This is a genomic window from Enterobacter sp. ECC_219_Taxon_10 (assembly GCF_058354905.1).
Window position 1 is genome coordinate 3,004,224 of sequence record NZ_CM178005.1, and the last position, 23,250, is coordinate 3,027,473.

General features: G+C 52.7%; 23 protein-coding genes and 1 pseudogene. 18 read left to right on the forward strand and 6 right to left on the reverse strand.

Translation table 11 applies throughout. The features are described 5' to 3' along the window. Positions 1-24: 24 nt before the first annotated feature. From AC4ICF_RS14340 to AC4ICF_RS14355, 4 genes are all read right to left on the reverse strand, one after another. Positions 25-744 carry an RNA polymerase sigma factor FliA gene (locus AC4ICF_RS14340; protein WP_014170714.1) on the reverse strand — a complete coding sequence of 240 codons (720 nt, stop codon included), beginning with the start codon at positions 742-744 and terminating at the stop codon, positions 25-27. A 169-nt stretch (positions 745-913) separates the two neighbouring features. Then, entirely contained in the window at positions 914-1,717 is an 804-nt protein-coding gene (locus tag AC4ICF_RS14345) for a glycosyltransferase family 2 protein (RefSeq protein ID WP_302217940.1), read from the reverse strand. Between the two features lie 68 nt (positions 1,718-1,785). After that, complete coding sequence (locus AC4ICF_RS14350; protein WP_302217938.1) at positions 1,786-5,463, reverse strand: glycosyltransferase; 3,678 nt, start codon at positions 5,461-5,463, stop codon at positions 1,786-1,788. A gap of 92 nt (positions 5,464-5,555) precedes the next feature. Then, complete coding sequence (locus tag AC4ICF_RS14355) at positions 5,556-6,407, reverse strand: flagellin domain-containing protein (protein WP_049000131.1); 852 nt, start codon at positions 6,405-6,407, stop codon at positions 5,556-5,558. 367 nt (positions 6,408-6,774) lie between these two features. On the opposite strand from AC4ICF_RS14355, the gene fliD reads away from it, so the two are divergent. From fliD to amyA, 4 genes are read left to right on the forward strand one after another with little or no spacing between them, the layout of a single operon-like run. Further along, entirely contained in the window at positions 6,775-8,211 is a 1,437-nt protein-coding gene (fliD, locus tag AC4ICF_RS14360; protein WP_049000130.1) for a flagellar filament capping protein FliD, read from the forward strand. A 9-nt stretch (positions 8,212-8,220) separates the two neighbouring features. Next, the gene (gene fliS, locus AC4ICF_RS14365; protein ID WP_049000129.1) at positions 8,221-8,631 is read left to right on the forward strand and encodes a flagellar export chaperone FliS; all 411 of its coding nucleotides are present in this window, start codon (positions 8,221-8,223) and stop codon (positions 8,629-8,631) included. Further along, a complete protein-coding gene (fliT, locus tag AC4ICF_RS14370) occupies positions 8,631-9,005 on the forward strand; it encodes a flagella biosynthesis regulatory protein FliT (RefSeq protein ID WP_049000127.1) in 375 nt (124 codons plus the stop codon). Before fliS ends, fliT begins: the two co-directional genes overlap by 1 nt. A 52-nt stretch (positions 9,006-9,057) precedes the next feature. Continuing rightward, positions 9,058-10,545 (forward strand): alpha-amylase, encoded by a 1,488-nt coding sequence (amyA, locus tag AC4ICF_RS14375; RefSeq protein WP_163329833.1) that lies wholly within the window; start codon positions 9,058-9,060, stop codon positions 10,543-10,545. A gap of 102 nt (positions 10,546-10,647) precedes the next feature. Here the strand turns inward: amyA and yedD are convergent, their stop codons facing one another. Next, positions 10,648-11,061 carry a lipoprotein YedD gene (gene yedD, locus AC4ICF_RS14380; RefSeq protein ID WP_163329832.1) on the reverse strand — a complete coding sequence of 138 codons (414 nt, stop codon included), beginning with the start codon at positions 11,059-11,061 and terminating at the stop codon, positions 10,648-10,650. 74 nt (positions 11,062-11,135) lie between these two features. Then, positions 11,136-11,450: a flagellar hook-basal body complex protein FliE gene (gene fliE, locus AC4ICF_RS14385; protein WP_028013699.1), complete on the reverse strand. Its 315-nt coding sequence runs from the start codon at positions 11,448-11,450 to the stop codon at positions 11,136-11,138. Between the two features lie 228 nt (positions 11,451-11,678). On the opposite strand from fliE, the gene fliF reads away from it, so the two are divergent. The 14 genes and pseudogenes from fliF (at position 11,679) to rcsA (ending at position 23,210) form a co-directional block, all read left to right on the forward strand. Further along, positions 11,679-13,358, forward strand: a complete 1,680-nt coding sequence (gene fliF / locus AC4ICF_RS14390) for a flagellar basal-body MS-ring/collar protein FliF (protein WP_491466095.1) — start codon at positions 11,679-11,681, stop codon at positions 13,356-13,358. After that, on the forward strand, positions 13,351-14,349 hold the full coding sequence (gene fliG / locus AC4ICF_RS14395) for a flagellar motor switch protein FliG (protein ID WP_008500327.1): 999 nt from the start codon (positions 13,351-13,353) through the stop codon (positions 14,347-14,349). The genes fliF and fliG overlap by 8 nt, the downstream gene beginning before the upstream one ends. Then, positions 14,342-15,049 carry a flagellar assembly protein FliH gene (gene fliH / locus AC4ICF_RS14400; RefSeq protein WP_116338973.1) on the forward strand — a complete coding sequence of 236 codons (708 nt, stop codon included), beginning with the start codon at positions 14,342-14,344 and terminating at the stop codon, positions 15,047-15,049. The genes fliG and fliH overlap by 8 nt, the downstream gene beginning before the upstream one ends. After that, on the forward strand, positions 15,049-16,419 hold the full coding sequence (fliI, locus tag AC4ICF_RS14405; RefSeq protein WP_023330814.1) for a flagellar protein export ATPase FliI: 1,371 nt from the start codon (positions 15,049-15,051) through the stop codon (positions 16,417-16,419). Before fliH ends, fliI begins: the two co-directional genes overlap by 1 nt. A gap of 21 nt (positions 16,420-16,440) precedes the next feature. Continuing rightward, positions 16,441-16,884: a flagellar export protein FliJ gene (gene fliJ / locus AC4ICF_RS14410; protein ID WP_006811155.1), complete on the forward strand. Its 444-nt coding sequence runs from the start codon at positions 16,441-16,443 to the stop codon at positions 16,882-16,884. Beyond that, positions 16,881-18,110, forward strand: a complete 1,230-nt coding sequence (fliK, locus tag AC4ICF_RS14415) for a flagellar hook length control protein FliK (protein ID WP_163329830.1) — start codon at positions 16,881-16,883, stop codon at positions 18,108-18,110. The genes fliJ and fliK overlap by 4 nt, the downstream gene beginning before the upstream one ends. Before the next feature lie 106 nt (positions 18,111-18,216). Further along, the gene (gene fliL / locus AC4ICF_RS14420) at positions 18,217-18,687 is read left to right on the forward strand and encodes a flagellar basal body-associated protein FliL (protein ID WP_021241388.1); all 471 of its coding nucleotides are present in this window, start codon (positions 18,217-18,219) and stop codon (positions 18,685-18,687) included. Positions 18,688-18,691: 4 nt separating this feature from the next. Then, positions 18,692-19,696 (forward strand): flagellar motor switch protein FliM, encoded by a 1,005-nt coding sequence (gene fliM / locus AC4ICF_RS14425; protein WP_028013703.1) that lies wholly within the window; start codon positions 18,692-18,694, stop codon positions 19,694-19,696. Beyond that, positions 19,693-20,106 carry a flagellar motor switch protein FliN gene (gene fliN, locus AC4ICF_RS14430; RefSeq protein ID WP_003859592.1) on the forward strand — a complete coding sequence of 138 codons (414 nt, stop codon included), beginning with the start codon at positions 19,693-19,695 and terminating at the stop codon, positions 20,104-20,106. Before fliM ends, fliN begins: the two co-directional genes overlap by 4 nt. Positions 20,107-20,108: 2 nt before the next feature. Then, entirely contained in the window at positions 20,109-20,483 is a 375-nt protein-coding gene (fliO, locus tag AC4ICF_RS14435) for a flagellar biosynthetic protein FliO (RefSeq protein WP_316379473.1), read from the forward strand. Beyond that, positions 20,483-21,220 carry a flagellar type III secretion system pore protein FliP gene (gene fliP, locus AC4ICF_RS14440; RefSeq protein ID WP_028013705.1) on the forward strand — a complete coding sequence of 246 codons (738 nt, stop codon included), beginning with the start codon at positions 20,483-20,485 and terminating at the stop codon, positions 21,218-21,220. The genes fliO and fliP overlap by 1 nt, the downstream gene beginning before the upstream one ends. Before the next feature lie 9 nt (positions 21,221-21,229). Then, entirely contained in the window at positions 21,230-21,499 is a 270-nt protein-coding gene (gene fliQ, locus AC4ICF_RS14445) for a flagellar biosynthesis protein FliQ (RefSeq protein ID WP_008500315.1), read from the forward strand. Between the two features lie 7 nt (positions 21,500-21,506). Beyond that, positions 21,507-22,299, forward strand: a pseudogene (fliR, locus tag AC4ICF_RS14450) (flagellar biosynthetic protein FliR); the annotation flags it as partial. A gap of 287 nt (positions 22,300-22,586) precedes the next feature. Continuing rightward, positions 22,587-23,210 carry a transcriptional regulator RcsA gene (gene rcsA / locus AC4ICF_RS14455; protein WP_013097740.1) on the forward strand — a complete coding sequence of 208 codons (624 nt, stop codon included), beginning with the start codon at positions 22,587-22,589 and terminating at the stop codon, positions 23,208-23,210. Positions 23,211-23,250: the final 40 nt, after the last annotated feature.

Sequence of the window (23,250 nt, forward strand, 5' to 3'; positions counted from 1 at the left end):
GCATTTTTCGGGTGATTGAATCACCTATAACTTACCCAGCTTGGTTCGTAAGCGTTTAATGGCCTGGCTGTGCAGCTGGCTAACCCGCGACTCCCCCACCTCCAGAACCGCGCCAATCTCTTTGAGATTAAGCTCTTCCTGGTAATAAAGGGTCAACACCAGCTGTTCGCGCTCAGGCAGAGCCTCAATCGCTTCCATTACGCGCTGGCGTAAATTCCCTTCCATTAAATGGTGTAACGGGTTTTCCTGCTGGTGCTCGTCCGTCACCAGCTCGATGCTATCGCCATGCTCTTCGCGCCACTCGTCATAGGAGAAGAGTTGGCTATTATTGGTATCGAGCAACATCTGACGATACTCTTCAACAGCAATGCCAAGACGTTCCGCCACTTCGGTTTCCGTTGCGTTGCGTCCCAGTTCCTGTTCCAGCTGCCCCATCGCATGCGCCACTTCGCGCGCGTTGCGGCGAACGCTGCGCGGCACCCAGTCGCGGCTGCGCAGCTCGTCCAGCATCGCACCACGAATACGCTGAACTGCGTAAGTCGTAAATGCCGTTCCTTGCAGAGCGTCGTATCGGTCAACTGCATTCAATAACCCGATACCGCCCGCCTGTAGCAGATCGTCAAGTTCCACGCTCGCCGGCAAGCGCACCTGGAGGCGCAATGCTTCGTGACGCACCAGCGGGACATAACGTTGCCACAGCGAGTGTTTATCCATTACACCTTCAGCGGTATAGAGTGAATTCACGATAAACAGCCCTGCGTTAGTTGAGTTATCGGCATGATTATCCGATTCTGCAGGGCGTTCAATTGGATGAATAATGGGTGAAATGGGGGGTTATTTTGAGATTAGATCAGGAAAAACAGCAGCCAGTGGTTTTTCCGCAACTGGCTTGCTGAATGTTATAATGCACTCTTTAATGACTAACTGCATATTTTTTATGGATTTTTTCCAATTGCCGAGTGACTTTTTTTGTGTTCTCAATAGTAATATCAGTAGGCATGAGACCACGCTTTTGTTTAAAACGTTGCAAAGCCACTGTCACTATCGCCCTGAAAGTGAGTTCGCCTGAAATTGTGGATTGCTTAGTACTCCATCCTTCATCACCAATATAATCTTGTGAGTCTGCGATGTCTGCAAAATAACCGAACGGAGGATGCATGCCAGCATCAATAATCGCAATAGTATGATCAACATGCTCAAGAGCATTATAGAAACGTTCGTCCATCAGACCCACTGTATCGAGCGCCAGTGCAGTGTAGTAACTAAATGCTCCCACGCAGGAAGGGAACATAAATAGTTTTTCACTTGCATAATCGCACCGCATTCGCACGAGTGGCTGTCCCTGTGGATTAACATTCAGTAACCCATGCTGACTAAAATTAAAATGTTGTATGCCTGTGAGTCGGGCCATTTCAATATAGCGAAGAAAAACATCATCCCGTTTAACAAAAACGTCATCCTCAATAAGAAAATAGTGGTCAACGCCTTTTTCTTGCAGATATGACAGGGCCCGATTTTTGCTGCACCCGACCCCGAGATTTTCCTCATTCAAAATATAACAACAATCAAGACCTGAATACTCAGGATGATGTTGTCCGTCATTAATAATAACCAGTTCATCAATATATTGGCGCGGCAGAGAGTTAAATAGTTTAAGCAAACCGTCTTTACGATTAAAAGTGACGATCCCCACACCAATTTTTTCACCCTGATACATACATCATTTACCTATTCTTCGTTTCAGACACCGCCAGTTTCTGACGCTTTCCCACTTGGGTACAAGCATTAGCCTATCCAGGCACGTTGCCAATCATCCAGACCACTCTCTCTTAGCATCCAGTCTCGGTGTACTGCGTTGCGCAGTTGTTCCCCAGCCTTATTAAGTGCATTCCTGTCGTAAATATGCTCACGAACAGCAGAAATCCACGCACTGGGGGTATTTTTTACCCGATGAACGGGCAGGCCACAGCGATAGGGTTCGATATCGGTGCAGATAATGGGGAATCCACAACTTCCCAGTTCTAAGATACGAAGATTACTTTTACATTCATTGAACCGATTCTGTTCAAGCGGGACCAATGCCAGATCAAGATCAAGTTCACTCAACTTTTGCGGATAATGTTCAAAAGGTACAGGTAAATGGAATTCACAATTGACACCTGCAGGTTTCATCCCCATAAACACCCATTCCACTTCATCCTGTAATTCATGAATGATAGGTAACAATATTTCAAGATCGCCCGTATGGCTCGAGCCTCCTGCCCAGCCTACACGAGGTTTTTTGCCACAACGTTTAGCAGACTTGAGGGTTCCCCACAGTTCCATATCCAGACGATTTTTTGCCACACGGATATCCGAATGGAAACGAGAATAAGCTTCAGCCAGCGGCTCAGTCGAAACAACAACCCAGTCGGCCAGAGCAAGGGCTGAACTCAGGCGATTCTGAATGTCTTTTGGCACATTCTCCCTGAAAATATTTTTCTCCGGGACGTCTAAATAGTAATCATCAAATTCCATAATAATTTTGGCATTACAGACCTGCCGATAGCGTTTTACTGTCTGAGGAATATCATCAGCAATAGGTACTTCAAGAATCAGTCGATCGGGCTGGAATTGAGCCACTTCCATCACCGTTGGCAGTCCCAAGATCAATCCACCATCAGCTTTCAGCTCTTGCTGAAGTGCATGAAGAGGTTTAATGACGCGATAATTACCACATCCTGTCCAGTTAATGTGGGTCCCCATGATCACAGGTAACGGCCTTCCTGGCAGCGCATTCGGTAAGCGCGACATACGTGTATTTAGGCTGAATGTCGACCCGAGACGGTTCATATTAGAATTATAATAAGGATCACGTGCCAGTTCTGCTCCCCATTTATCCAGTAGCGCATCATGACATGCTTCATCCGCATGAGTAGCGACTGAAAATTTTTCTGGGAACAAACGCGAAGCTCCGCCAAGGTGCTTAACGCTGCTAAAAGGTGTCCACAAGGTGATATAACCTTGCGCTTTTGCTTTTAATGCCAAATCAACGTCAGCGTAGTAGATCGGGAAATTCTCTTCATCGAATCCGCCAAGCTCATCAAATACTTCTTTACGCATCATCATGCAGGCCGCACTTACTGCATGAGCGCCCCGAGGGATCTTCAACCGGCTAAGAAAGCCGCTTTCTTCCTGAGAGCTTCCTCTCCCACAGACAGTCACGCCGTCATTGATGCCCGTGATATACCCACCATGCTCCAGCGTGCCATCAGGATAGACAAGTTTACTACCTACTATACCGACTTCCGGGCGTTGAGCGAGTTCGAGCAATGCCCCCATCCAGTTGCCTTCATTAATTTCAATATCATTATTCATAAACAACAGGTATTCACCTGTTGCATAACGGCTGGCATAGTTGTTGATAGAGGCAAAGTTAAACGCCGCATCCCAGCGCAGAACTTTAATTTGCGCCAACTGCATGGACTCAAGCTGGTCCAAGTACTTTCTCGCATCTTCATCAGTAGAACCATTATCAACAATAATAATTTCATACTGATGGTACACCGTTTTCTCCATCAGAGAGTCTATACACCGCTGGAGTAACACCAGACGGTCCCGTGTTGGAATAATCACCGACACCTTTGCGATGGCTGGAAGTTGATACATCACGAACTGAACGCCAGGCTCTTCGCCAGCTACGATCTTTGCATGTATGCCACAGCGTGAAAGATGCGCGGCAGTGATGATTTTCATTTCATCCATGATGGCGGGATTTTTACACCACTCACTAATGCTGATGGCCCCGGAGATCAACGCCTCAGGAATATGGCCGATTACGAGAGGACCTTTTTCTTCAATTAATTTCCAACAAATATCGATATGACTCAAATACTGATAGTCAGTATTAAAGTCATTGTGGCGACTTACTGCATCTTTTGAAACAAAGACACTGGAACCGATGTAAGGATGTGCACGCAGCATATCTATATCACATTCCGGCTTCAGAATTAAGCCATCTTCATCATCATTACGTATAACGAGCTCGTCAAAATACCAAAGTTCCCGCCGGGGATCACGCATCGTAAACTCGGCACAGGTAAGTAGCGCATGCTCTTCCAGAGTATTGCCCGAGTCCATAATGAGCAGATTAGTTGACGTGATTTCATCTACCGCCCGGTTGAGATTATCCACGAAGCGTATTGTCGGGCAATCGTTAATATCAAATGATGGCAGTTTTCCTACTACGATGATTGCGTCGGCACTTAGTGTTTGGTTATTAACAGAAAGCAAACTCGCACGCAGCTTATTTCGATCGCCTTCGCGATCAATAATTATGACAGTAATACTGGCACAGGTAGGGAAAGACTGAAGCAAAGTCCCTATAATAGCGGAACGCAGCGGAGTTGGTTTTCTTTCATTTATCCAACTACTCACCGATCGCGTTGTTTCTTCCCCAAAACTGTCCATAACCTTACGATGAAATTCAAGGTTACTGTGCTGTTCCTGCGAAATTTGTAGTTTTTTCGGCGCAGGTAAACGATCCAGTATCTTGCCTACGCAGGTGTCTAAAGAAAATTGCGCGTTTGCTTCAGCCCGGTATTCCCAGGCCCAGCAGGCTGCCTGCGGGTAACCGTCAAGGATTTCTTTGACCCAGCGGTTTTGGTTAACAATTTTGGAAGCACCTGTCAGTGCAAAATGATAATCAGTTCGTTCCAACAGATTTGCTTCTGTTAGATAACCATGCGAGGAAATACCGTCTGATATCACAACCGGCAACCCCATACTCATGGCATATACAGCGCGCGCTTCATCGCCAATAATTAGCTGATATTGTGACAGCAATTCTGGCGTTACAGGGCCAGGCGCAGAGTCCAGATTATAATAATCTAGTTCAATATTTTTGGTCTTGAATAACTCAATAAGCTCCACTAAATTCTTATTATAACCAGTGGAAATCAGCAGTGCTTTTTCGAGTTTATCTGTGAAGACCCTTCCGGCAGAAGAAAATTGATTATTAATGGTAAGCGGAAAAATCTTGATCCGCGGTTGTTTAATGCCCTTTTCAACTAAGCGGACATAGCTGGCGGTTGAGCAGGCAAAACTGGTGCTAGAAAGCGCATTTTCAGCATCTGCGCCATAGGGTAAATCATAGTCAGCATAGCTGTAAAAATGATGAAAGAAGACCCTGGAAACACAATCTCCTCGCATAAAAGTCGTATTCAGTACGGCCGGGATATAGCCGTTAAATATCCACATCAGGTCGTAGGAAGCATGCAACTTACCATTGGGTTGTTCCAATAAACGAATGTTTTTATTTTCATTTATGACATTTAAATTGTTGAGCCAATACCGACCCGTTGTTTTGGCAACAACATCGACCTGCCAGTTATGACGATGAAAATATTCTATCAAATCAAAAAATATACTCTCGTGTTGACCGTAGTGTTCGAACCTGTCAATGGTAAGTAAAATTTTGCGCATAATATTTTCAAGTCTATCAACATAAAAGTGGAGTGAGGCAATATAACAAAAACCCGGCAACGCCGGGTTTTGAAATATCAAGGGCGTAAGAATTAACGCAGCAGAGACAGCATTGCCTGAGGAACCTGGTTTGCCTGAGACAGTACAGAAGTACCAGCCTGTTGCAGGATCTGTGCACGTGACATGTTAGACACTTCGGTTGCGTAGTCAGCATCCTGGATACGAGACTGTGCAGCAGACAGGTTAGTCACTGAGTTGTTCAGGTTGTTAACTGTAGATTCGAAACGGTTTTGCATTGCACCCAGGTTGCTACGCGCGCCGTCGATACCTTTAAGAGCAGTATCAACTGCATCAATAACCGCTTTTGCAGTGGCGTTGTCGCTAATTGCTGCAGTGCCGCCAGAAAGTGCAGTACCGGATGCCAGGGAGCTCAGCTTAGCATTGATCAGAGAATCAGAGCCGATGCTGATGGTATCACCGGCTTTAGTGTTCGCACCAACCTGAATGGTTACGCCGCCGCTCTGAGAACCATCCAGCAGGTTTTTACCGTTGAAGTTCGCAGCACCTGCGATACGGTCAATTTCAGATAGACGCTGGTTGATCTCGGTATTGATAGAGGCCATGTCAGTATCTTGGTTGGTGCCGTTTGCTGCCTGTACAGACAGTTCACGGATACGCTGCAAGTTGGTGTTAATTTCGTTCAGGTTGCCTTCAGCAGTCTGAATCATAGAAATGCCATCGTTGGCGTTACGAGCAGCCTGAGTCATGCCCTTGATCTGTGAATTCATGCGGTTAGCAATCGCCTGACCAGCAGCATCGTCTTTCGCGCTGTTGATACGCAGGCCAGAAGACAGACGCTCAATCGCGGTACCCAGAGCAGACTGAGATTTATTCAGGTTGTTCTGAGTAGACAGGGATAACAGGTTAGTATTGATTACTGACATATTTTAATTCCTTCAAATTGGATTCTAGGGTCGGTGCTTAACACTCACGGCGTCTCTCACCGTCAAAAAGGTTATCGACGAACGTCATGAAGACTTTAGAATTTTCATTGAGTTTTTTTTAATTAACTGATTTTAAATGAAAAATATTCATCGGCATGGTAAAAAACCACGATTTCAACTGGCGTTCAGCCTTTTATTGTAAGAAGAAGTATCCCCGAACTGCATCCTTCCTACCGATAACAAAGAGGGTATATGCCGAAAGGAATGCCGCTTATTCTGCCGATAATTTTATCAACTAATGATTAAACTATTTTCTCCTCTCGCCGATAACTAGCTGAAACTACCATTGACTAAAGGAAACAATCTAATGGCAAGTGCAACAATCAGTAGTCTTGGCGTCGGCTCAGGTTTGGACTTACAGACGCTCTACACTAACCTTGAAACCGCTGAAAAAACAAAATTAACAACAATAACGAATCAGCAAACCTCTTATAATGCGCAGCTCAGCGCATTCAGTAAGCTGCAAAGTGCGATGCAAACGCTCAATACCGCCACTGCAGCACTCTCTAAAACTGACACATGGAACGCAACAGCAGTCGGATCGACCAATACCTCCTTTACGGCAACCACGGCAACGGGAGCCACCGTCGGCAGCTATACCGTTCAGGTTAAATCGCTGGCAAAAGCACAGGTACTGACTACTGCGAGCCAGGCTAGCGCGACCTCGCAGTTAGGCGCAACAACGGGTGGAACTCGTACGATAACCATTGCACAAGCCGGCTCGACAACGCCGCTGACCGTTACGCTCGGTGATTCCGATACCTCATTAAATGGAATCGCCAGCGCGATCAACAAAGCGAACGGGAACGTTACTGCTACCGTCATTAAAGCGAAAGACGGTGACTACACTTTAATGCTGACCTCTAAAACATCTGGTACAGCAAATGATATGACGGTGAGCGTCTCGGGCGACAGCACATTACAAAATATCATTGGATATGATTCTTCAACTCACACAGGCGTGATGAATCAACAGACGGCATCCAAAAATTCGCAAGTTATTATCAACGACATCACGATTGAGCGTTCAACTAACACGATTACTGATGCCCTGCCGGGTATTACCCTGAGTCTTAAAAATGAGAGCACGAGCAGTGAAAATCTGGATATTACTCGTGCTGCTGACACCACTCAAAAAGCCATAACTGACTGGGTAACTGCCTATAATGCTTTACAGTCGACCATTACATCCGTCACCAAATATATAAAGGTTGATGCCGGTGAAAGCCAGTCTGCAAATAACGGCGCGTTAATTGGCGATAGCACGGTACGCTCGGTGCAATCTCAGCTACGCGGATTATTAACTGAGGTGCAGTCAGGCTCTTATGCAATTCTGGCTCAGCTGGGTGTCACGCAAGATACCGCGACGGGGGCCGACGGTTCGTTAGGCAATCTTAAGATTGACTCGACCAAATTGAGCAAAGCGTTAACGGATAATCCAGAAGCGGTACAGGAATATTTTGCCGGTGATGGGAAAGCAACCGGCCTTGCGACACAAATGGGCACGATGCTCACAAACATGTTAAGCACGACCGCGGGTAAAGAAGGGATTATCAAGAATGCGACTGACGGTATAAACACGACGCTTAAAACGCTTGATCAACGCTATGACGCGATGGAAGCAAATATAGAAGCCACAATGGCGCGATATAAGGCGCAATTTACGAATCTGGATACGTTGATGAGCAAAATGAACAATACATCCACCTATCTGAAACAGCAATTTAGTTCGTCCAGCAGTTAAGGAATAATCATGTACTCACAAATTGGTGCGCGTGCATATCAACAAATCGGTCTTGAAAGTGCGGTAATGAGTGCAAATCCGCACCAACTTGTGACCATGCTTTTTGACGGGGCACTCAGTGCCCTTGTCCGTGCTCGGCTTTTTCTCAACGAGGGTCGTGTTGCCGAAAAAGGTGAAGCTTTGTCGAAAGCGATAAATATCATCGACAACGGGTTGAAGGCTGGTTTGAACATGGAGATTGAAGGTCCGCTTTCTGCGAACCTTGCAGCACTTTATGACTATATGATTCGTCGTCTGTTACACGCTAATTTACGTAATGACGAAGGGGCAATTGTCGAAGTTGAGGACTTATTGAATAACATTGCTGACGCGTGGAAACAAATTGGCTCTAATGTCTCCTCTCACCAGGATAATTTTTAATGAACAACCCCAACTCTGCTCTTAGCGCCTGGCAGGCGCTACATGATCTCAGCCTTTCAATGCTCAAGCTGGCTAAAGCAGGCCAGTGGGACGATCTCATCACGCAAGAAATCACTTATGTTCAACTTATTGAAAATATTTCGCTTAATCCAATAGCATCAGCACCACGGCCCCATATCGAACAGGCCAGATTCTTGCTTGAAAACGTGCTCAAAAATGAAAGTCAACTCAAAGAGTTACTGGCAATTCGAATGGATGAGCTTAGGCATCTCATCGATCAGACCGGTAAACAGCAATCCATCACCTCTACCTATGGAAAGCTGTCAGGGAATATTCTTTATCCAGAAAGTGTTACCCGCGACACACAATTATGATTTCTTCATCCATACTCCAGAAGTCTGCCAAATGGCTTCTGGAGCACGGACGATGAAAAACCCCACCCTGTTACAATGCTTTCACTGGTATTACCCCGCTGGCGGTGAATTGTGGCGAGAAGTCACGGCGTTAGCCCCCAATCTTAATGAAATCGGCATCAATATGATCTGGCTGCCTCCCGCCTATAAAGGGGCTTCCGGCGGGTATTCGGTTGGCTATGACTGTTACGATCTGTTCGACCTCGGCGAGTTTGATCAGAAAGGCAGTATCGCCACAAAGTACGGTGACAAAGCGCAATTGCTGGAGGCCATCGACGCCCTTAAAAGCAACGACATTGCCGTACTGCTGGACGTGGTGGTGAACCACAAAATGGGGGCAGATGAGAAAGAGCCTGTCCGTGTTCAGCGCGTGAACGAGCAGGATCGCACGCAAATCGATGATGAGATCGTCGAGTGCGAAGCGTGGACACGCTACACCTTCCCTGCCCGCGCCGGGCAATATTCGCAGTTTATCTGGGATTACAAATGCTTCAGCGGCGTCGACCATATTGAGAATCCCGATGAAGACGGCATCTTTAAAATCGTCAACGACTACACCGGCGAAGGCTGGAACGACCAGGTCGACGATGAGATGGGTAACTTCGATTACCTGATGGGCGAAAATATCGACTTTCGCAATCACGCCGTCACCGAGGAAATAAAATACTGGGCCCGCTGGGTCATGGAACAGACGCGCTGCGACGGTTTTCGTCTGGACGCCGTCAAGCATATTCCCGCCTGGTTTTATAAAGAGTGGATTGAGCACGTACAGGAAGTCGCCGAACAGCCGTTATTTATCGTGGCGGAATACTGGTCCCACGAGGTGGACAAACTGCAGGCCTATATTGACCAGGTCGACGGTAAAACCATGCTCTTTGATGCCCCCCTGCAGATGAAATTCCACGAAGCGTCACGTCAGGGTCGGGATTACGACATGAGCCAAATCTTCACCGGCACGCTGGTGGAGGCCGATCCGTTTCATGCGGTCACCCTCGTCGCTAACCATGACACGCAGCCTCTGCAGGCGCTGGAAGCGCCGGTGGAAGCCTGGTTTAAACCGCTGGCGTATGCGCTGATCCTGCTGCGGGAAAACGGCGTGCCGAGCGTTTTCTATCCGGATCTGTTCGGCGCCAGCTATGACGATACGGGAGGTGACGGCGAGACCTATCACATCGACATGCCGGTTATTGAGCAGCTCCACGAGCTGATCCTTGCCCGCCAGCGCTTTGCCCACGGCGTGCAGACGCTGTTTTTTGACCATCCAAACTGCATCGCCTTCAGCCGCAGCGGCACCGAGGACGATCCCGGCTGCGTGGTGGTCATGTCGAACGGTGACGACGGCGAGAAGGTGATTTGCCTGGGGGAAAACTACGGCAACAAAACGTGGCGGGATTTTCTCGGCAATCGTGAAGAAACGGTCACCACCGCGGCGGATGGCGAAGGCACCTTTACCTGCAAAGGGGGAAGCGTTAGCGTGTGGGTGATTGAGGATGCGTTGTAGAACGGGAAACGTGCGGCCTGATGCCCTCACCCCGTCCCTCTCCCACAGGGAGAGGGAGCAAACACCAAAAACGGCAACGAGGTTGCCGTTTTGCTTTTACCCTTAGGGCAGTTTACTTTCCAGCGGATTCTTGCTCAGATAATCAGCACATTCCACCGTTGGGCGGTCAACCTTTTGCAACTCCATCCCATCATACTCCAGCGTTGAGCCGTCGCGATCCAGCGGATAGATATCCAGCTTGCGGGTAACGTTGTAATAGCTGTCTGAGCGCAGCATGATCTTACCCGGCACGGCAATCACACGCTGCCACTGGCGACAGTCCAGCGTATCGCCCTCTTCCGTGACCACCAGCGTGGCAATCGCTTCAGGGCTGACCAGGCTGCTCTGCGGCCCTTTCGACTGCCAGTATCCCGCCAGGTTCGCCGGGACGGGATGCTTGATCACATCATTATAGTTATCGACCTGAACGCACCCGGTCAGTGCCAGCAACGCGCCAGCAATTGCTATTTTTTTCATCATCTTTCCTGCATTCGAAGAAAAAAATATTGTGGCATTAAAGCGCAGAGGCCGCCAGCGAAGATCGACGGGGCTTAAACCTGCATCCCCATCACTTCCTGATACGCCGACACCAGCTTGTTACGCACCTGGATCCCCATCTGGATAGAAACCGAGGCTTTTTGCAAATCGGTCATCACATCGTTCAGCGCCACGCCCGGCTCGCCGAGGGTGAACTTCTCCGCCTGCGTACGTGCAGCGGTCTGGGTATCGCTGATACGGTCAAGAGCGGCGTGCAGTTGCCCCGCAAAGCTGATGGTCGGCTGTTGTTCTGCCACATTCTGATTACGGGCCGTCATCGCCGTTGCCTGCAACTGACTGATTACCCCTTCAATGCCCTGTATAGCCATGACTCTCCCCTGGATGGTTTTTTACGCGGTCAAGACTAACAGCTTGTCAATAAGATAATGGCGGTAAATAGCGTGAAAAAACCAGGTTATTTGACGCATAGAAAATCCGGAATCGTCAAATAATGGCAGGGCCATCAATATGGAACTTTTGTCGTGTTTGCCGACCCGGGAGTCAGTTTTGTTTCTCTACACGAATAACGTAAACCACCAGGATTTAAGAGGTGCGCAATGAGTGCAGCAGCATCGACAGCGCCACAAAATAAATCACTCGAGTGGATGAACCGCCTTCGCGCGAATCCTAAAATCCCGTTGATCGTGGCAGGCGCTGCCGCAATTGCGATCCTTGTAGCGATGGTTTTATGGGCGAAAAGCCCTGATTACCGCACGCTCTACAGCAACCTTTCCGATCAGGATGGCGGCGCCATCGTTACCCAGCTTACCCAGATGAATATCCCTTATCGCTTTGCCGATAATGGCGGTGCGCTTGAGGTGCCGGCAGATAAGGTGCACGAGCTTCGTCTGCGTCTGGCACAGCAGGGCCTGCCAAAGGGCGGCGCGGTCGGTTTTGAGCTGCTGGATCAGGAAAAGTTTGGTATCAGCCAGTTCAGCGAGCAGGTGAACTACCAGCGTGCGCTGGAAGGCGAGCTGGCCCGCACCATTGAAACGTTAGGCCCGGTGAAGAGTGCCCGCGTGCACCTGGCGATGCCTAAACCTTCTTTATTCGTTCGTGAACAGAAATCCCCTTCGGCTTCCGTTACCGTGAACCTTGAGCCTGGCCGCGCGCTGGACGAAGGGCAAATCAGCGCGGTGACGCATCTCGTCTCCAGCGCCGTCGCCGGCCTGCCGCCGGGTAACGTAACGCTGGTGGACCAAAGCGGACATCTGCTGACCCAATCCAATACCGCCGGGCGTGACCTGAACGACGCGCAGCTGAAATACGCCGCCGACGTTGAAAGCCGTCTCCAGCGCCGCATCGAAGCGATCCTCGGCCCGGTAGTGGGCAACAGTAACGTGCATGCCCAGGTGACCGCGCAGATTGACTTCTCTAATAAAGAACAAACCGAAGAGCAATACAGCCCGAACGGCGATGCGGCTCAGGCGGTGATGCGTTCACGTCAGATCAACTCCAGCGAACAGGTGGGTGGGGCTTACCCTGGCGGCGTGCCGGGCGCGCGCTCTAACCAGCCTGCTCCGGCTAACGCGGCGCCGATTTCCACGCCACCGGCCAATCAGCAGAACGGTCAGCAAAATAATCAGCAGACCAGCTCAACGACCAGTAACGCAGGCCCGCGCTCCAGCAGCCGCAACGAAACCACGAACTACGAAGTGGATCGGACGATCCGCCACACTAAACTGAACGTGGGCGATATTCAGCGTCTTTCCGTTGCGGTGGTGGTGAACTACAAAACGCTGGCGGATGGCAAACCGCTGCCGCTGACCGCCGAGCAGATGAAGCAGATTGAAAACCTGACCCGTGAAGCGATGGGTTACTCCGAGAAGCGCGGCGATACTCTCAACGTGGTCAACTCACCGTTCAACTCGGTTGAAGAGACCGGCGGCGAGCTGCCGTTCTGGCAACAGCAGGCGTTTATCGACCAGCTGATGTCCGCAGGACGCTGGCTGCTGGTGCTGATTGTCGCGTGGCTGCTGTGGCGTAAGGGCGTACGCCCTCAGCTTCAGCGCCGCGCAGAAGCCGAAAAAGTGGCTCGCGAACAGATGTCTGCGCGTCAGGAAACGGAAGAAGCGGTTGAAGTTCGCCTCAGCAAAGATGAACAGATGCAGCAGCGTCGTGCTAACCAGCGCATGGGCGCCGAGGTCATGAGCCAGCGCATTCGCGAAATGTCAGATAACGATCCGCGCGTCGTGGCGCTGGTCATCCGCCAGTGGATGGGTAACGAACATGAGTAATACGCTTACGGGCACCGATAAAAGCGTCATCCTGCTGATGACCATTGGCGAAGACCGCGCGGCAGAGGTGTTTAAGCACCTCTCCCAGCGAGAAGTGCAAATTCTCAGTGCGGCGATGGCCAACGTGCGTCAGATCTCCAACAAGCAGCTGACCGAAGTGCTGTCGGAATTTGAGCAGGAAGCCGAACAGTTTGCGGCGCTCAACGTCAACGCCAACGACTACCTGCGCTCCGTGCTGGTCAAGGCGCTGGGCGAAGAGCGCGCGGCCAGCCTGCTGGAAGATATTCTGGAAACGCGCGATACCGCCAGCGGTATCGAAACGCTTAACTTTATGGAGCCACAGAGTGCCGCCGACCTTATTCGCGACGAGCACCCACAGATTATCGCCACCATCCTGGTTCACCTCAAACGTGGCCAGGCTGCCGATATTCTGGCCCTGTTCGAGGAGCGTCTGCGTCACGACGTGATGCTGCGTATCGCGACCTTCGGCGGCGTCCAGCCGGCCGCGCTGGCGGAGCTGACCGAAGTGCTGAACAACCTGCTCGACGGTCAGAACCTCAAGCGCAGCAAAATGGGCGGCGTGAGAACGGCAGCGGAAATCATCAACCTGATGAAAACGCAGCAGGAAGAGGCGGTCATTACGGCGGTTCGCGAATTCGACGGCGAGCTGGCGCAAAAAATCATCGACGAGATGTTCCTGTTCGAAAACCTGGTCGAAGTGGACGATCGCAGCATCCAGCGCCTGCTCCAGGAAGTGGACTCCGAGTCGCTGCTTATTGCCCTCAAAGGCGCCGAGCAGCCTCTGCGCGAGAAGTTCCTGCGCAACATGTCTCAGCGTGCGGCCGATATCCTGCGCGACGACCTTGCCAACCGTGGCCCGGTGCGTCTGTCTCAGGTGGAAAACGAGCAGAAAGCGATCCTGCTTATTGTTCGTCGTCTGGCGGAAACCGGCGAGATGGTGATTGGCAGCGGAGACGACACCTATGTCTAATGAGCTGTCGTGGAAGCGCTGGACCCCGGACGATCTGGCCCCTCCCCTTACCGAATTCTCGCCCGCGGTGGTTTCGCCCACAGAGCCCGACGCGGACGTCGAACAGCCTGAGCTGAGCGAAGAAGAGCAGCAAGCGCAGATGCTGGCGCAGCTGCAAATGCAGGCGCACGAGCAGGGCTACAATGCTGGCCTGAACGAGGGCCGCCAGAAGGGTCACGATCTGGGGTACCAGGAAGGTCTGGCGAAAGGGCTGGAGCACGGCATCGATCAGGCGCGCCAGCAGCAGGCGCCGATCCATGCCCGCATGCAGCAGCTGGTCAGCGAGTTCCAGCACACGCTGGACGCGCTGGACAGCGTGATTGCCTCGCGTCTGATGCAGATGGCGCTGGAAGCGGCGCGTCAGGTTATCGGCCAGACGCCCGTGGTGGATAACACCGCGCTGATCAAACAAATTCAGGGTCTGCTTCAGCAGGAGCCGCTGTTCAGCGGCAAACCGCAGCTGCGCGTCCACCCGGACGATCTGCAGCGCGTTGAAGAGAGCCTGGGCGCAACGCTTAGCCTGCACGGCTGGCGTCTGCGCGGCGACCCGTCATTACACCACGGCGGATGCAAAGTCTCTGCCGATGAAGGCGACCTGGATGCCAGCGTCGCCACCCGCTGGCAGGAACTGTGCCGCCTGGCGGCACCGGGAGTCGTCTGATGACCGCGCGCCTCACCCGCTGGCTCACCACGCTCGACAACTTTGAGACGAAGATGGCACAGCTGCCATCCGTTCGTCGTTATGGGCGACTGACGCGCGCCACCGGTCTGGTACTTGAGGCCACCGGCCTGCAGCTTCCGCTGGGGGCAACCTGCGTCATTGAGCGTCAGGATGGTCAGGAGACGCGTGAAGTCGAAAGCGAAGTGGTCGGATTTAACGGCCAGCGCCTGTTCCTGATGCCGCTTGAAGAGGTGGAAGGCATTCTGCCCGGCGCGCGCGTCTATGCGAAGAATATCAGCGGCGACGGGCTGCAAAGCGGGAAACAGCTGCCGCTTGGCCCTGCCCTGCTGGGCCGCGTGCTGGACGGCAGCGGGAAGCCGCTTGATGGCCTGCCCGCGCCGGACACCACCGAAACCGGCGCGCTGATCACCCAGCCGTTCAATCCCCTGCAGCGTACCCCTATTGAGCACGTGCTGGATACGGGCGTGCGTCCGATTAACGCCCTGCTCACCGTAGGTCGCGGGCAGCGCATGGGCCTGTTCGCCGGATCAGGTGTCGGGAAATCCGTCCTGCTCGGCATGATGGCGCGCTATACCCAGGCCGACGTGATCGTCGTGGGGCTGATCGGCGAGCGTGGTCGCGAAGTAAAAGATTTCATCGAAAACATTCTGGGTGCGGAAGGCCGCGCCCGCTCGGTGGTTATTGCCGCACCGGCGGACGTGTCGCCGCTGCTGCGTATGCAGGGTGCCGCCTACGCCACCCGTATCGCCGAAGATTTTCGTGACCGCGGCAAGCACGTGCTGCTGATCATGGACTCCCTCACCCGCTACGCGATGGCGCAGCGTGAAATCGCGCTGGCTATCGGCGAGCCGCCGGCGACCAAAGGCTATCCGCCTTCGGTCTTTGCCAAACTTCCGGCGCTGGTCGAGCGTGCGGGGAACGGCATCAGCGGCGGCGGCTCTATCACCGCGTTCTATACGGTACTGACCGAGGGCGACGATCAGCAGGACCCGATTGCCGACTCCGCACGCGCGATCCTGGATGGCCATATCGTGCTGTCGCGCCGCCTGGCCGAAGCCGGGCACTACCCGGCGATTGATATTGAAGCGTCCATCAGCCGTGCGATGACGGCGTTGATTACCGAGAAGCACTACGCCCGCGTGCGTAACTTTAAACAACTGCTTTCCAGCTTCCAGCGCAACCGCGATCTGGTCAGCGTGGGGGCGTATGCCAAAGGCAGCGACCCGATGCTCGACAAGGCGATTAGCCTGTGGCCGCAGCTGGAGGCATTTTTACAACAGGGCATTTTTGAACGTGCCGACTGGGAAGATTCAATCCAGGCGCTGGAGCTAATTTTCCCGCAGGTGTAACACAGGTGGAGGGCGAAGGTCATGGCGCAAAACAGCGCGTTATCAACGCTGAAAGATCTGGCTGAAAAAGAAGTTGATGATGCCGCATTGCAGCTTGGCGCAATGCGACGCGGGTGCCAGCAGGCTGAAGAACAGTTGAAGATGTTAATCGACTATCAGCATGAATATCGCACCAACCTCAATACCGATATGACGCAGGGTATTGGCAGCCAGCGCTGGATTAACTATCAGCAGTTTATCCAGACGCTGGAGAAGGCGATAGAGCAGCATCGCCAGCAGCTAAACCAGTGGACCCAAAAAGTCGATACCGCGCTGAATTTCTGGCGCGAGAAAAAACAGAGGCTGCAGGCCTGGCAAACCTTACAGGACCGGCAGATTGCAGCCTCGACCCTGGCGGAAAACCGCCTGGATCAGAAGAAAATGGATGAGTTTGCCCAGCGCGCATCAATGAGGAAACCGGAATGATCACACTGCAACAACTGCTGATGAGCGACAGCGACCTGTCAGGCGGGATGCAAACAGGGAAAGGCACCGAGGGTGCGCAAGACTTTCTCTCCCTGCTGGCGGGCGCCCTGACGGACGCAACGGGCAAAGGTAACGATGCGCCGCTCACCCTGGCGGACCTGAAAGCCGCCGGCGGCAAGCTGTCGAAAGTTGCGCTGGAAGCCAAAGGCGATACCGCTCTGCAGGCCAAAATTGCCGATCTGCTCGCGCGTCAGCCTGCGCTGAATGGCGTTGAAACGACCGAGTCCGCGCCGCTTGAAACCCTGGTTTCCGGGCTGGTGCCGCTGTCAAAGGGCGACGCGCTGAAGACGCTCACTGCGGCCAACGGCAAAGATGACGGTCAAAGCGAACTGAGCGAAGAAGAGCTGGCCGGGTTAAGCGCGCTGATGGCGATGCTGCCGCACCAGCAGACTACCGCCTCTCGTGCGGCTGGCAGCGACGGCGTTTCCGCTCCCTCAGCGCTGAATTCAGCAACGCTTTCACCAAACGGTGCGGGCCAGCCGTCCCTGAACGCGCCTGCGGGAAGCCATGATAAAGCGCAGCTTTCTGCGTCCTATCAGAGCCAGGCGAAAAACAACGGTCCGGATCTCTCAGACAACGCGCCTGCCACGCCAGTCGTGGCCGCGGCCGCAGAGAAGCAAGAGTTCGCCAATTCTTCCTCGTCATCTTCGCCAACCGCGACCCTGGCACCGATTATGTCCAGCCATGCTATCAGCCAGCCAGCCGCCACCGTTGCCACCGCGCCGGTACTAAGCCAGCCTCTGGGCACCCACGAATGGCAGCAGTCCCTGAGCCAGCACATCACCCTGTTCACTAAGCAGGGCCAGCAGACGGCGGAGCTGCGCCTGCATCCGGAAGATCTGGGCCAGGTGCAAATCTCGCTTAAGCTGGACGACAACCAGGCACAGCTGCAGATGGTCTCTGCGCATAGCCATGTGCGCGCAGCGCTGGAGGCCGCGCTGCCGGTCCTGCGGACCTCGCTGGCGGAGAACGGCATTCAGCTTTCTCAGAGTAGCGTCAGCAGCGAGAGCTTCGCCGGTCAGCAGCAGTCTTCATCCCAGCAGCATCAGGCCTCGCGTTCCGGCCAGCACGGCGGTTTTAATGAAGAGAGCGATGAGCTCCTGCCGGTTCCTGCCGCCCTGCAATCCGCGGCGCGCGGTAACGGTGCCGTAGACATCTTCGCCTAAACGCCAGAGGTAGCGTGATTATCCCCGTCTTTTCCACGCTTTGACGACGGCAGGACACGGGATAATCACCTTATTAAGCTGTACCGAAACAGGAAGCTCGTATCAGATGACAGACTCCGCTATCACCAAAAAAAGCAAGCGTTCCATCTGGATCCCGCTGCTGGTGTTGATCACGCTCGCCGCCTGCGCTACCGCGGGCTATAGTTACTGGCGTATGCAGCAGGAACCTTCTACCGCTGCGGCCAAAGCCGAACCTGCTCCACCGCCGGCGCCGGTCTTTTTCCCTCTGGACACCTTCACCGTTAACCTCGGTGATGCGGATCGTGTGCTGTATGTCGGTATTACGCTGCGCCTGAAGGACGAAGCGACCCGCGCGCGCCTGAACGATTATCTGCCGGAAGTGCGTAGCCGCCTTCTCCTGCTGTTTTCTCGTCAGGACGCCTCCGCGCTGGCTACCGACGTGGGTAAGCAAAAGCTGGTCGACGCCATCAAGCAGACGCTGGCCACCCCGCTGGTAAACGGTCAACCTAAGCAGGAAGTCACTGACGTTCTGTACACAGCCTTTATTCTGCGGTAACGACATGGGCGACAGTATTCTTTCTCAGGCAGAAATCGACGCGCTGCTTAACGGCGACAGCGATAAGAGTGATGATCCGCAACCGGGTCTCACCGGCGACGATAATATTCGTCCTTACGATCCCAATACCCAGCGTCGCGTAGTCCGTGAACGTCTGCAGGCGCTGGAGATCATTAACGAACGTTTTGCACGTCAGTTCCGTATGGGGCTGTTTAACCTGCTGCGTCGTAGCCCGGATATCACGGTCGGTGCGATCCGCATTCAGCCGTATCATGAGTTTGCCCGCAACCTGCCGGTGCCAACCAACCTTAACCTGATTCATCTGAAGCCGCTTCGCGGCACCGGTCTGGTGGTGTTCTCGCCAAGCCTGGTGTTCATTGCGGTGGATAACCTGTTCGGCGGCGACGGGCGTTTCCCGACCAAAGTGGAAGGCCGTGAATTTACCCACACCGAACAGCGCGTCATTAACCGCATGCTGAAGCTGGCGCTGGAGTCCTACAGCGACGCGTGGAAAGCGATTAACCCGCTGGAAGTGGAGTACGTCCGTTCTGAGATGCAGGTGAAATTTACCAATATCACCACCTCCCCGAACGATATCGTCGTCAATACGCCGTTCCACGTGGAGATCGGTAACCTGACCGGCGAATTCAACATCTGCCTGCCGTTCAGCATGATTGAACCGCTGCGCGAGCTGCTGGTTAACCCGCCGCTGGAGAACTCGCGCAACGAAGATCAGAACTGGCGTGAAAACCTGGTGCGCCAGGTGCAGCACTCCCAGCTGGAGCTGGTGGCAAACTTTGCCGACATCTCGATGCGGTTATCCCAGATCCTGAAATTACAACCCGGCGACGTTTTGCCGATAGACAAACCCGACCGCATTATTGCCCACGTGGATGGTGTCCCCGTACTCACAAGCCAGTACGGCACGATTAACGGTCAGTATGCGTTACGCGTTGAGCACTTGATCAACCCGATTTTGAATTCGCTGAATGAGGAACAGCCCAAATGAGTGACATGAACAATCCGTCCGATGAAAACAGCGGAGCACTGGACGATCTGTGGGCTGACGCGTTAAACGAGCAAAAAACGACTCCGACAAAAAGCGCGGCGGACGCGGTCTTCCAGCAGTTAGGCGGCGGTGACGTCAGCGGCACGCTGCAGGATATCGACCTGATTATGGACATCCCGGTCAAGCTGACCGTTGAGCTGGGGCGCACCCGGATGACCATTAAAGAGCTGCTGCGTCTGACGCAGGGTTCGGTCGTGGCCCTTGACGGTCTGGCCGGCGAGCCGCTGGATATTCTGATCAACGGCTATCTGATTGCTCAGGGTGAAGTGGTGGTGGTTGCCGACAAATACGGCGTGCGCATCACCGACATCATTACCCCGTCTGAACGCATGCGTCGTCTGAGCCGTTAAGTATGAAAACCCAGGCAACAATATCACCACCGTCCGCCGTTCCCGGCTCCCCGCTGCTCCAGGTGAGCGGGGCGTTGTTCGGTATTATTGCCTTTATTCTTATTGCCGCCTGGCTGGCGAAGCGTTTTGGTCTGGCGGGTAAAACTGCCAGCACCCGCGGCCTGAAGGTCAGCGCCAGCACTCCCCTTGGGCCGCGCGAACGCGTGGTCATTATCGATGTGGAAGATGCGCGTCTGGTACTGGGCGTAACCGGCTCAAACATCAACGTATTACATAAACTGCCGCCCGCCCCGGTCACGGTGGACGAGCGCGCACAAGCCCCTGCGGATTTTCAGTCCGTCATGAAGAGTTTGCTTAAGCGTTCCGGGAGATCCTGATGCGCCGTTTGTTATCCCTTACGCTTGCGGGCGTTGGCCTGTTTGCTCCTGCGGTTTATGCACAGCTGCCCGGTCTGGTCTCAACGCCGATTGCGGGTGGCGGCCAGAGCTGGTCGCTCCCGGTTCAGACGCTGGTCTTCATCACCTCGCTGACCTTTATTCCGGCCATCCTGCTGATGATGACCAGCTTCACCCGCATCATCATCGTCTTTGGTCTGCTGCGAAACGCGCTGGGCACCCCTTCGGCGCCGCCAAACCAGGTGCTTCTGGGCTTAGCTCTGTTTTTGACCTTTTTCATCATGTCGCCGGTGATCGACAAAATTTATACCGACGCCTACCAGCCGTTCAGCGAAGACAAAATCTCGATGCAGGAAGCGCTGGAAAAAGGCGCGCAGCCGCTGCGGGAATTTATGCTGCGTCAGACGCGCGAAGCGGACCTGGCTCTTTTCGCTCGACTGTCCAACACCGGCGAGCTTCAGGGGCCGGAAGCGGTGCCGATGCGGATTCTGCTGCCGGCCTATGTCACCAGCGAGCTGAAAACCGCGTTCCAGATTGGCTTTACCATCTTTATTCCGTTCCTGATTATCGACCTGGTGATCGCCAGCGTCCTGATGGCGCTCGGGATGATGATGGTGCCGCCGGCCACCATTGCCCTGCCCTTTAAGATCATGCTCTTTGTGCTGGTCGATGGCTGGCAGCTGCTGGTCAGTTCGCTGGCGCAGAGTTTTTACAGTTAAGGAACGGCAATGACACCCGAATCGGTCATGATGATGGGCACGGAAGCGATGAAAATCGCCATTGCCGTTGCCGCGCCGCTGCTGCTTGTCGCGCTGGTTACCGGCCTGATTATCAGTATTCTTCAGGCTGCCACGCAGATTAACGAAATGACGCTGTCGTTTATCCCGAAAATCATCGCCGTCTTCGTGGCGATTATCGTGGCCGGGCCGTGGATGCTGAACCTGCTGCTGGACTATATGCGCAACCTGTTTACCAATCTGCCGTACATCATCGGCTGACCTGACGATGCTGCACTTCACCAGCGACCAGTGGGTTCAGTGGCTCGGCGTCTATTTCTGGCCGATGCTGCGCATTCTGGCGCTGATCTCCACCGCCCCCATACTCAGCGAGAAATCGATCCCCAAGCGCGTCAAGGTGGGGCTGGGCATTATCATCACCATTATCGTTGCCCCTTCCCTGCCACCTGTGAATATTCCCATCTTCTCGGCTAACGCGATATGGGTCGCTTTGCAGCAGGTGATGATTGGCGTCGCCGTGGGCTTTACCATGCAGCTCGCCTTCGCCGCCGTGCGCACGGCTGGTGAGTTGATTGGCCTGCAGATGGGGCTATCATTCGCCACGTTTGTCGATCCCGGCAGCCATCTCAACATGCCGGTGCTGGCGCGCATCATCGATCTGCTCGCCATGCTGCTGTTCCTGTCGCTCAACGGCCATCTGTGGCTCATCTCCATGCTGGTAGATACCTTCCATACGCTGCCGATTGGTGATAACCCGGTCAACAGCAACGCCTTCCTCGCGCTTACCCGCGCGGCGGGGCTGATTTTCCTCAACGGTCTGATGCTGGCTCTGCCGATCATCACGCTGCTGCTTACCGTCAACCTGGCATTAGGTTTACTGAACAGAATGGCACCGCAGCTCTCGGTGTTTGTGATTGGTTTTCCGCTGACCTTGACGGTCGGAATTTTATTAATGTCATTACTGATGCCCCTTATCGCCCCCTTCTGTGAACATTTATTCGGCGAGATATTCAATCTGTTAGCGGATATTGTCAGCGAATTGCCACGTAAATAATAGTCCTCACGTTCGCTATTGTCTTTCTGAGGATATTCCTAAAATAAAACGCGAAAAACATCTTCCAGGATATATCTGACGCGGTTTAAATGTTTCTAACCATCTCACAATACTTAATATTTACTTTACTTTAAGAAGATTCCTGGCAAATTATACGTAACTTTACGGGATAGTGAGTCCGCCTGAAAGTCTTTGTCATGCTCACAGGTTTATTATTTTTTTCCATCCCGTATGGCTGTTTTGAGCTCTCAGGCAGATGGTGAATTATCGTTACGCATTGAGTGAGGGTATGCCATGTCAACGATCATTATGGATTTATGCAGCTACACCCGGCTAGGGTTAACCGGGTACCTGGCAAGCAGAGGGGTAAGAAAGAGAGACATCAACGATGCACACACCGTTGAAGAACTCGCAGCCGCTTGTGACGAACTCAAACCAGGCGTGGTGTTTATTAATGAGGACTGTTTCATTCACGATCCAGCCAACAGTCAGCACATTAAGCAAATCATTAATCAGCATCCAAAAACCCTGTTTATTGTTTTTATGGCGATCGCGAATATCCATTTCGATGAGTATTTGTTGGTCCGTAAAAATTTATTGATTAGTTCTAAGTCGATTAAACCCGAGTCGCTGGATGACATTCTGGGTGATTATTTGAATAAAGAAGTTAAAAATGTAGGAGCGGTTAACTTACCCACCCTTTCATTAAGCAGGACTGAATCAAGCATGCTGCGAATGTGGATGGCGGGACAAGGAACTATTCAGATCTCCGACCAGATGAATATTAAAGCGAAAACCGTTTCATCACACAAAGGAAATATTAAAAGGAAAATTAAAACGCATAATAAGCAAGTGATCTATCACGTGGTACGTCTGACCGATAATGTGACGAACGGGATTTTCGTCAACATGCGTTAGTGGCTTAAAACCCTTTGCACCCTACCTTTGATCTCTGGCC

Bases quoted from the DNA above. Each gene is read 5' to 3' on its own strand.
- AC4ICF_RS14345 (WP_302217940.1), bottom strand. From the start codon at position 1,717: ATGTATCAGGGTGAAAAAATTGGTGTGGGGATCGTCACTTTTAATCGT.
- AC4ICF_RS14350 (WP_302217938.1), bottom strand. From the start codon at position 5,463: ATGCGCAAAATTTTACTTACCATTGACAGGTTCGAACACTACGGTCAA.
- AC4ICF_RS14355 (WP_049000131.1), bottom strand. From the start codon at position 6,407: ATGTCAGTAATCAATACTAACCTGTTATCCCTGTCTACTCAGAACAAC.
- fliD (WP_049000130.1), top strand. From the start codon at position 6,775: ATGGCAAGTGCAACAATCAGTAGTCTTGGCGTCGGCTCAGGTTTGGAC.
- fliS (WP_049000129.1), top strand. From the start codon at position 8,221: ATGTACTCACAAATTGGTGCGCGTGCATATCAACAAATCGGTCTTGAA.
- fliT (WP_049000127.1), top strand. From the start codon at position 8,631: ATGAACAACCCCAACTCTGCTCTTAGCGCCTGGCAGGCGCTACATGAT.
- amyA (WP_163329833.1), top strand. From the start codon at position 9,058: ATGAAAAACCCCACCCTGTTACAATGCTTTCACTGGTATTACCCCGCT.
- yedD (WP_163329832.1), bottom strand. From the start codon at position 11,061: ATGAAAAAAATAGCAATTGCTGGCGCGTTGCTGGCACTGACCGGGTGC.
- fliE (WP_028013699.1), bottom strand. From the start codon at position 11,450: ATGGCTATACAGGGCATTGAAGGGGTAATCAGTCAGTTGCAGGCAACG.
- fliF (WP_491466095.1), top strand. From the start codon at position 11,679: ATGAGTGCAGCAGCATCGACAGCGCCACAAAATAAATCACTCGAGTGG.
- fliG (WP_008500327.1), top strand. From the start codon at position 13,351: ATGAGTAATACGCTTACGGGCACCGATAAAAGCGTCATCCTGCTGATG.
- fliH (WP_116338973.1), top strand. From the start codon at position 14,342: ATGTCTAATGAGCTGTCGTGGAAGCGCTGGACCCCGGACGATCTGGCC.
- fliI (WP_023330814.1), top strand. From the start codon at position 15,049: ATGACCGCGCGCCTCACCCGCTGGCTCACCACGCTCGACAACTTTGAG.
- fliJ (WP_006811155.1), top strand. From the start codon at position 16,441: ATGGCGCAAAACAGCGCGTTATCAACGCTGAAAGATCTGGCTGAAAAA.
- fliK (WP_163329830.1), top strand. From the start codon at position 16,881: ATGATCACACTGCAACAACTGCTGATGAGCGACAGCGACCTGTCAGGC.
- fliL (WP_021241388.1), top strand. From the start codon at position 18,217: ATGACAGACTCCGCTATCACCAAAAAAAGCAAGCGTTCCATCTGGATC.
- fliM (WP_028013703.1), top strand. From the start codon at position 18,692: ATGGGCGACAGTATTCTTTCTCAGGCAGAAATCGACGCGCTGCTTAAC.
- fliN (WP_003859592.1), top strand. From the start codon at position 19,693: ATGAGTGACATGAACAATCCGTCCGATGAAAACAGCGGAGCACTGGAC.
- fliO (WP_316379473.1), top strand. From the start codon at position 20,109: ATGAAAACCCAGGCAACAATATCACCACCGTCCGCCGTTCCCGGCTCC.
- fliP (WP_028013705.1), top strand. From the start codon at position 20,483: ATGCGCCGTTTGTTATCCCTTACGCTTGCGGGCGTTGGCCTGTTTGCT.
- fliQ (WP_008500315.1), top strand. From the start codon at position 21,230: ATGACACCCGAATCGGTCATGATGATGGGCACGGAAGCGATGAAAATC.
- rcsA (WP_013097740.1), top strand. From the start codon at position 22,587: ATGTCAACGATCATTATGGATTTATGCAGCTACACCCGGCTAGGGTTA.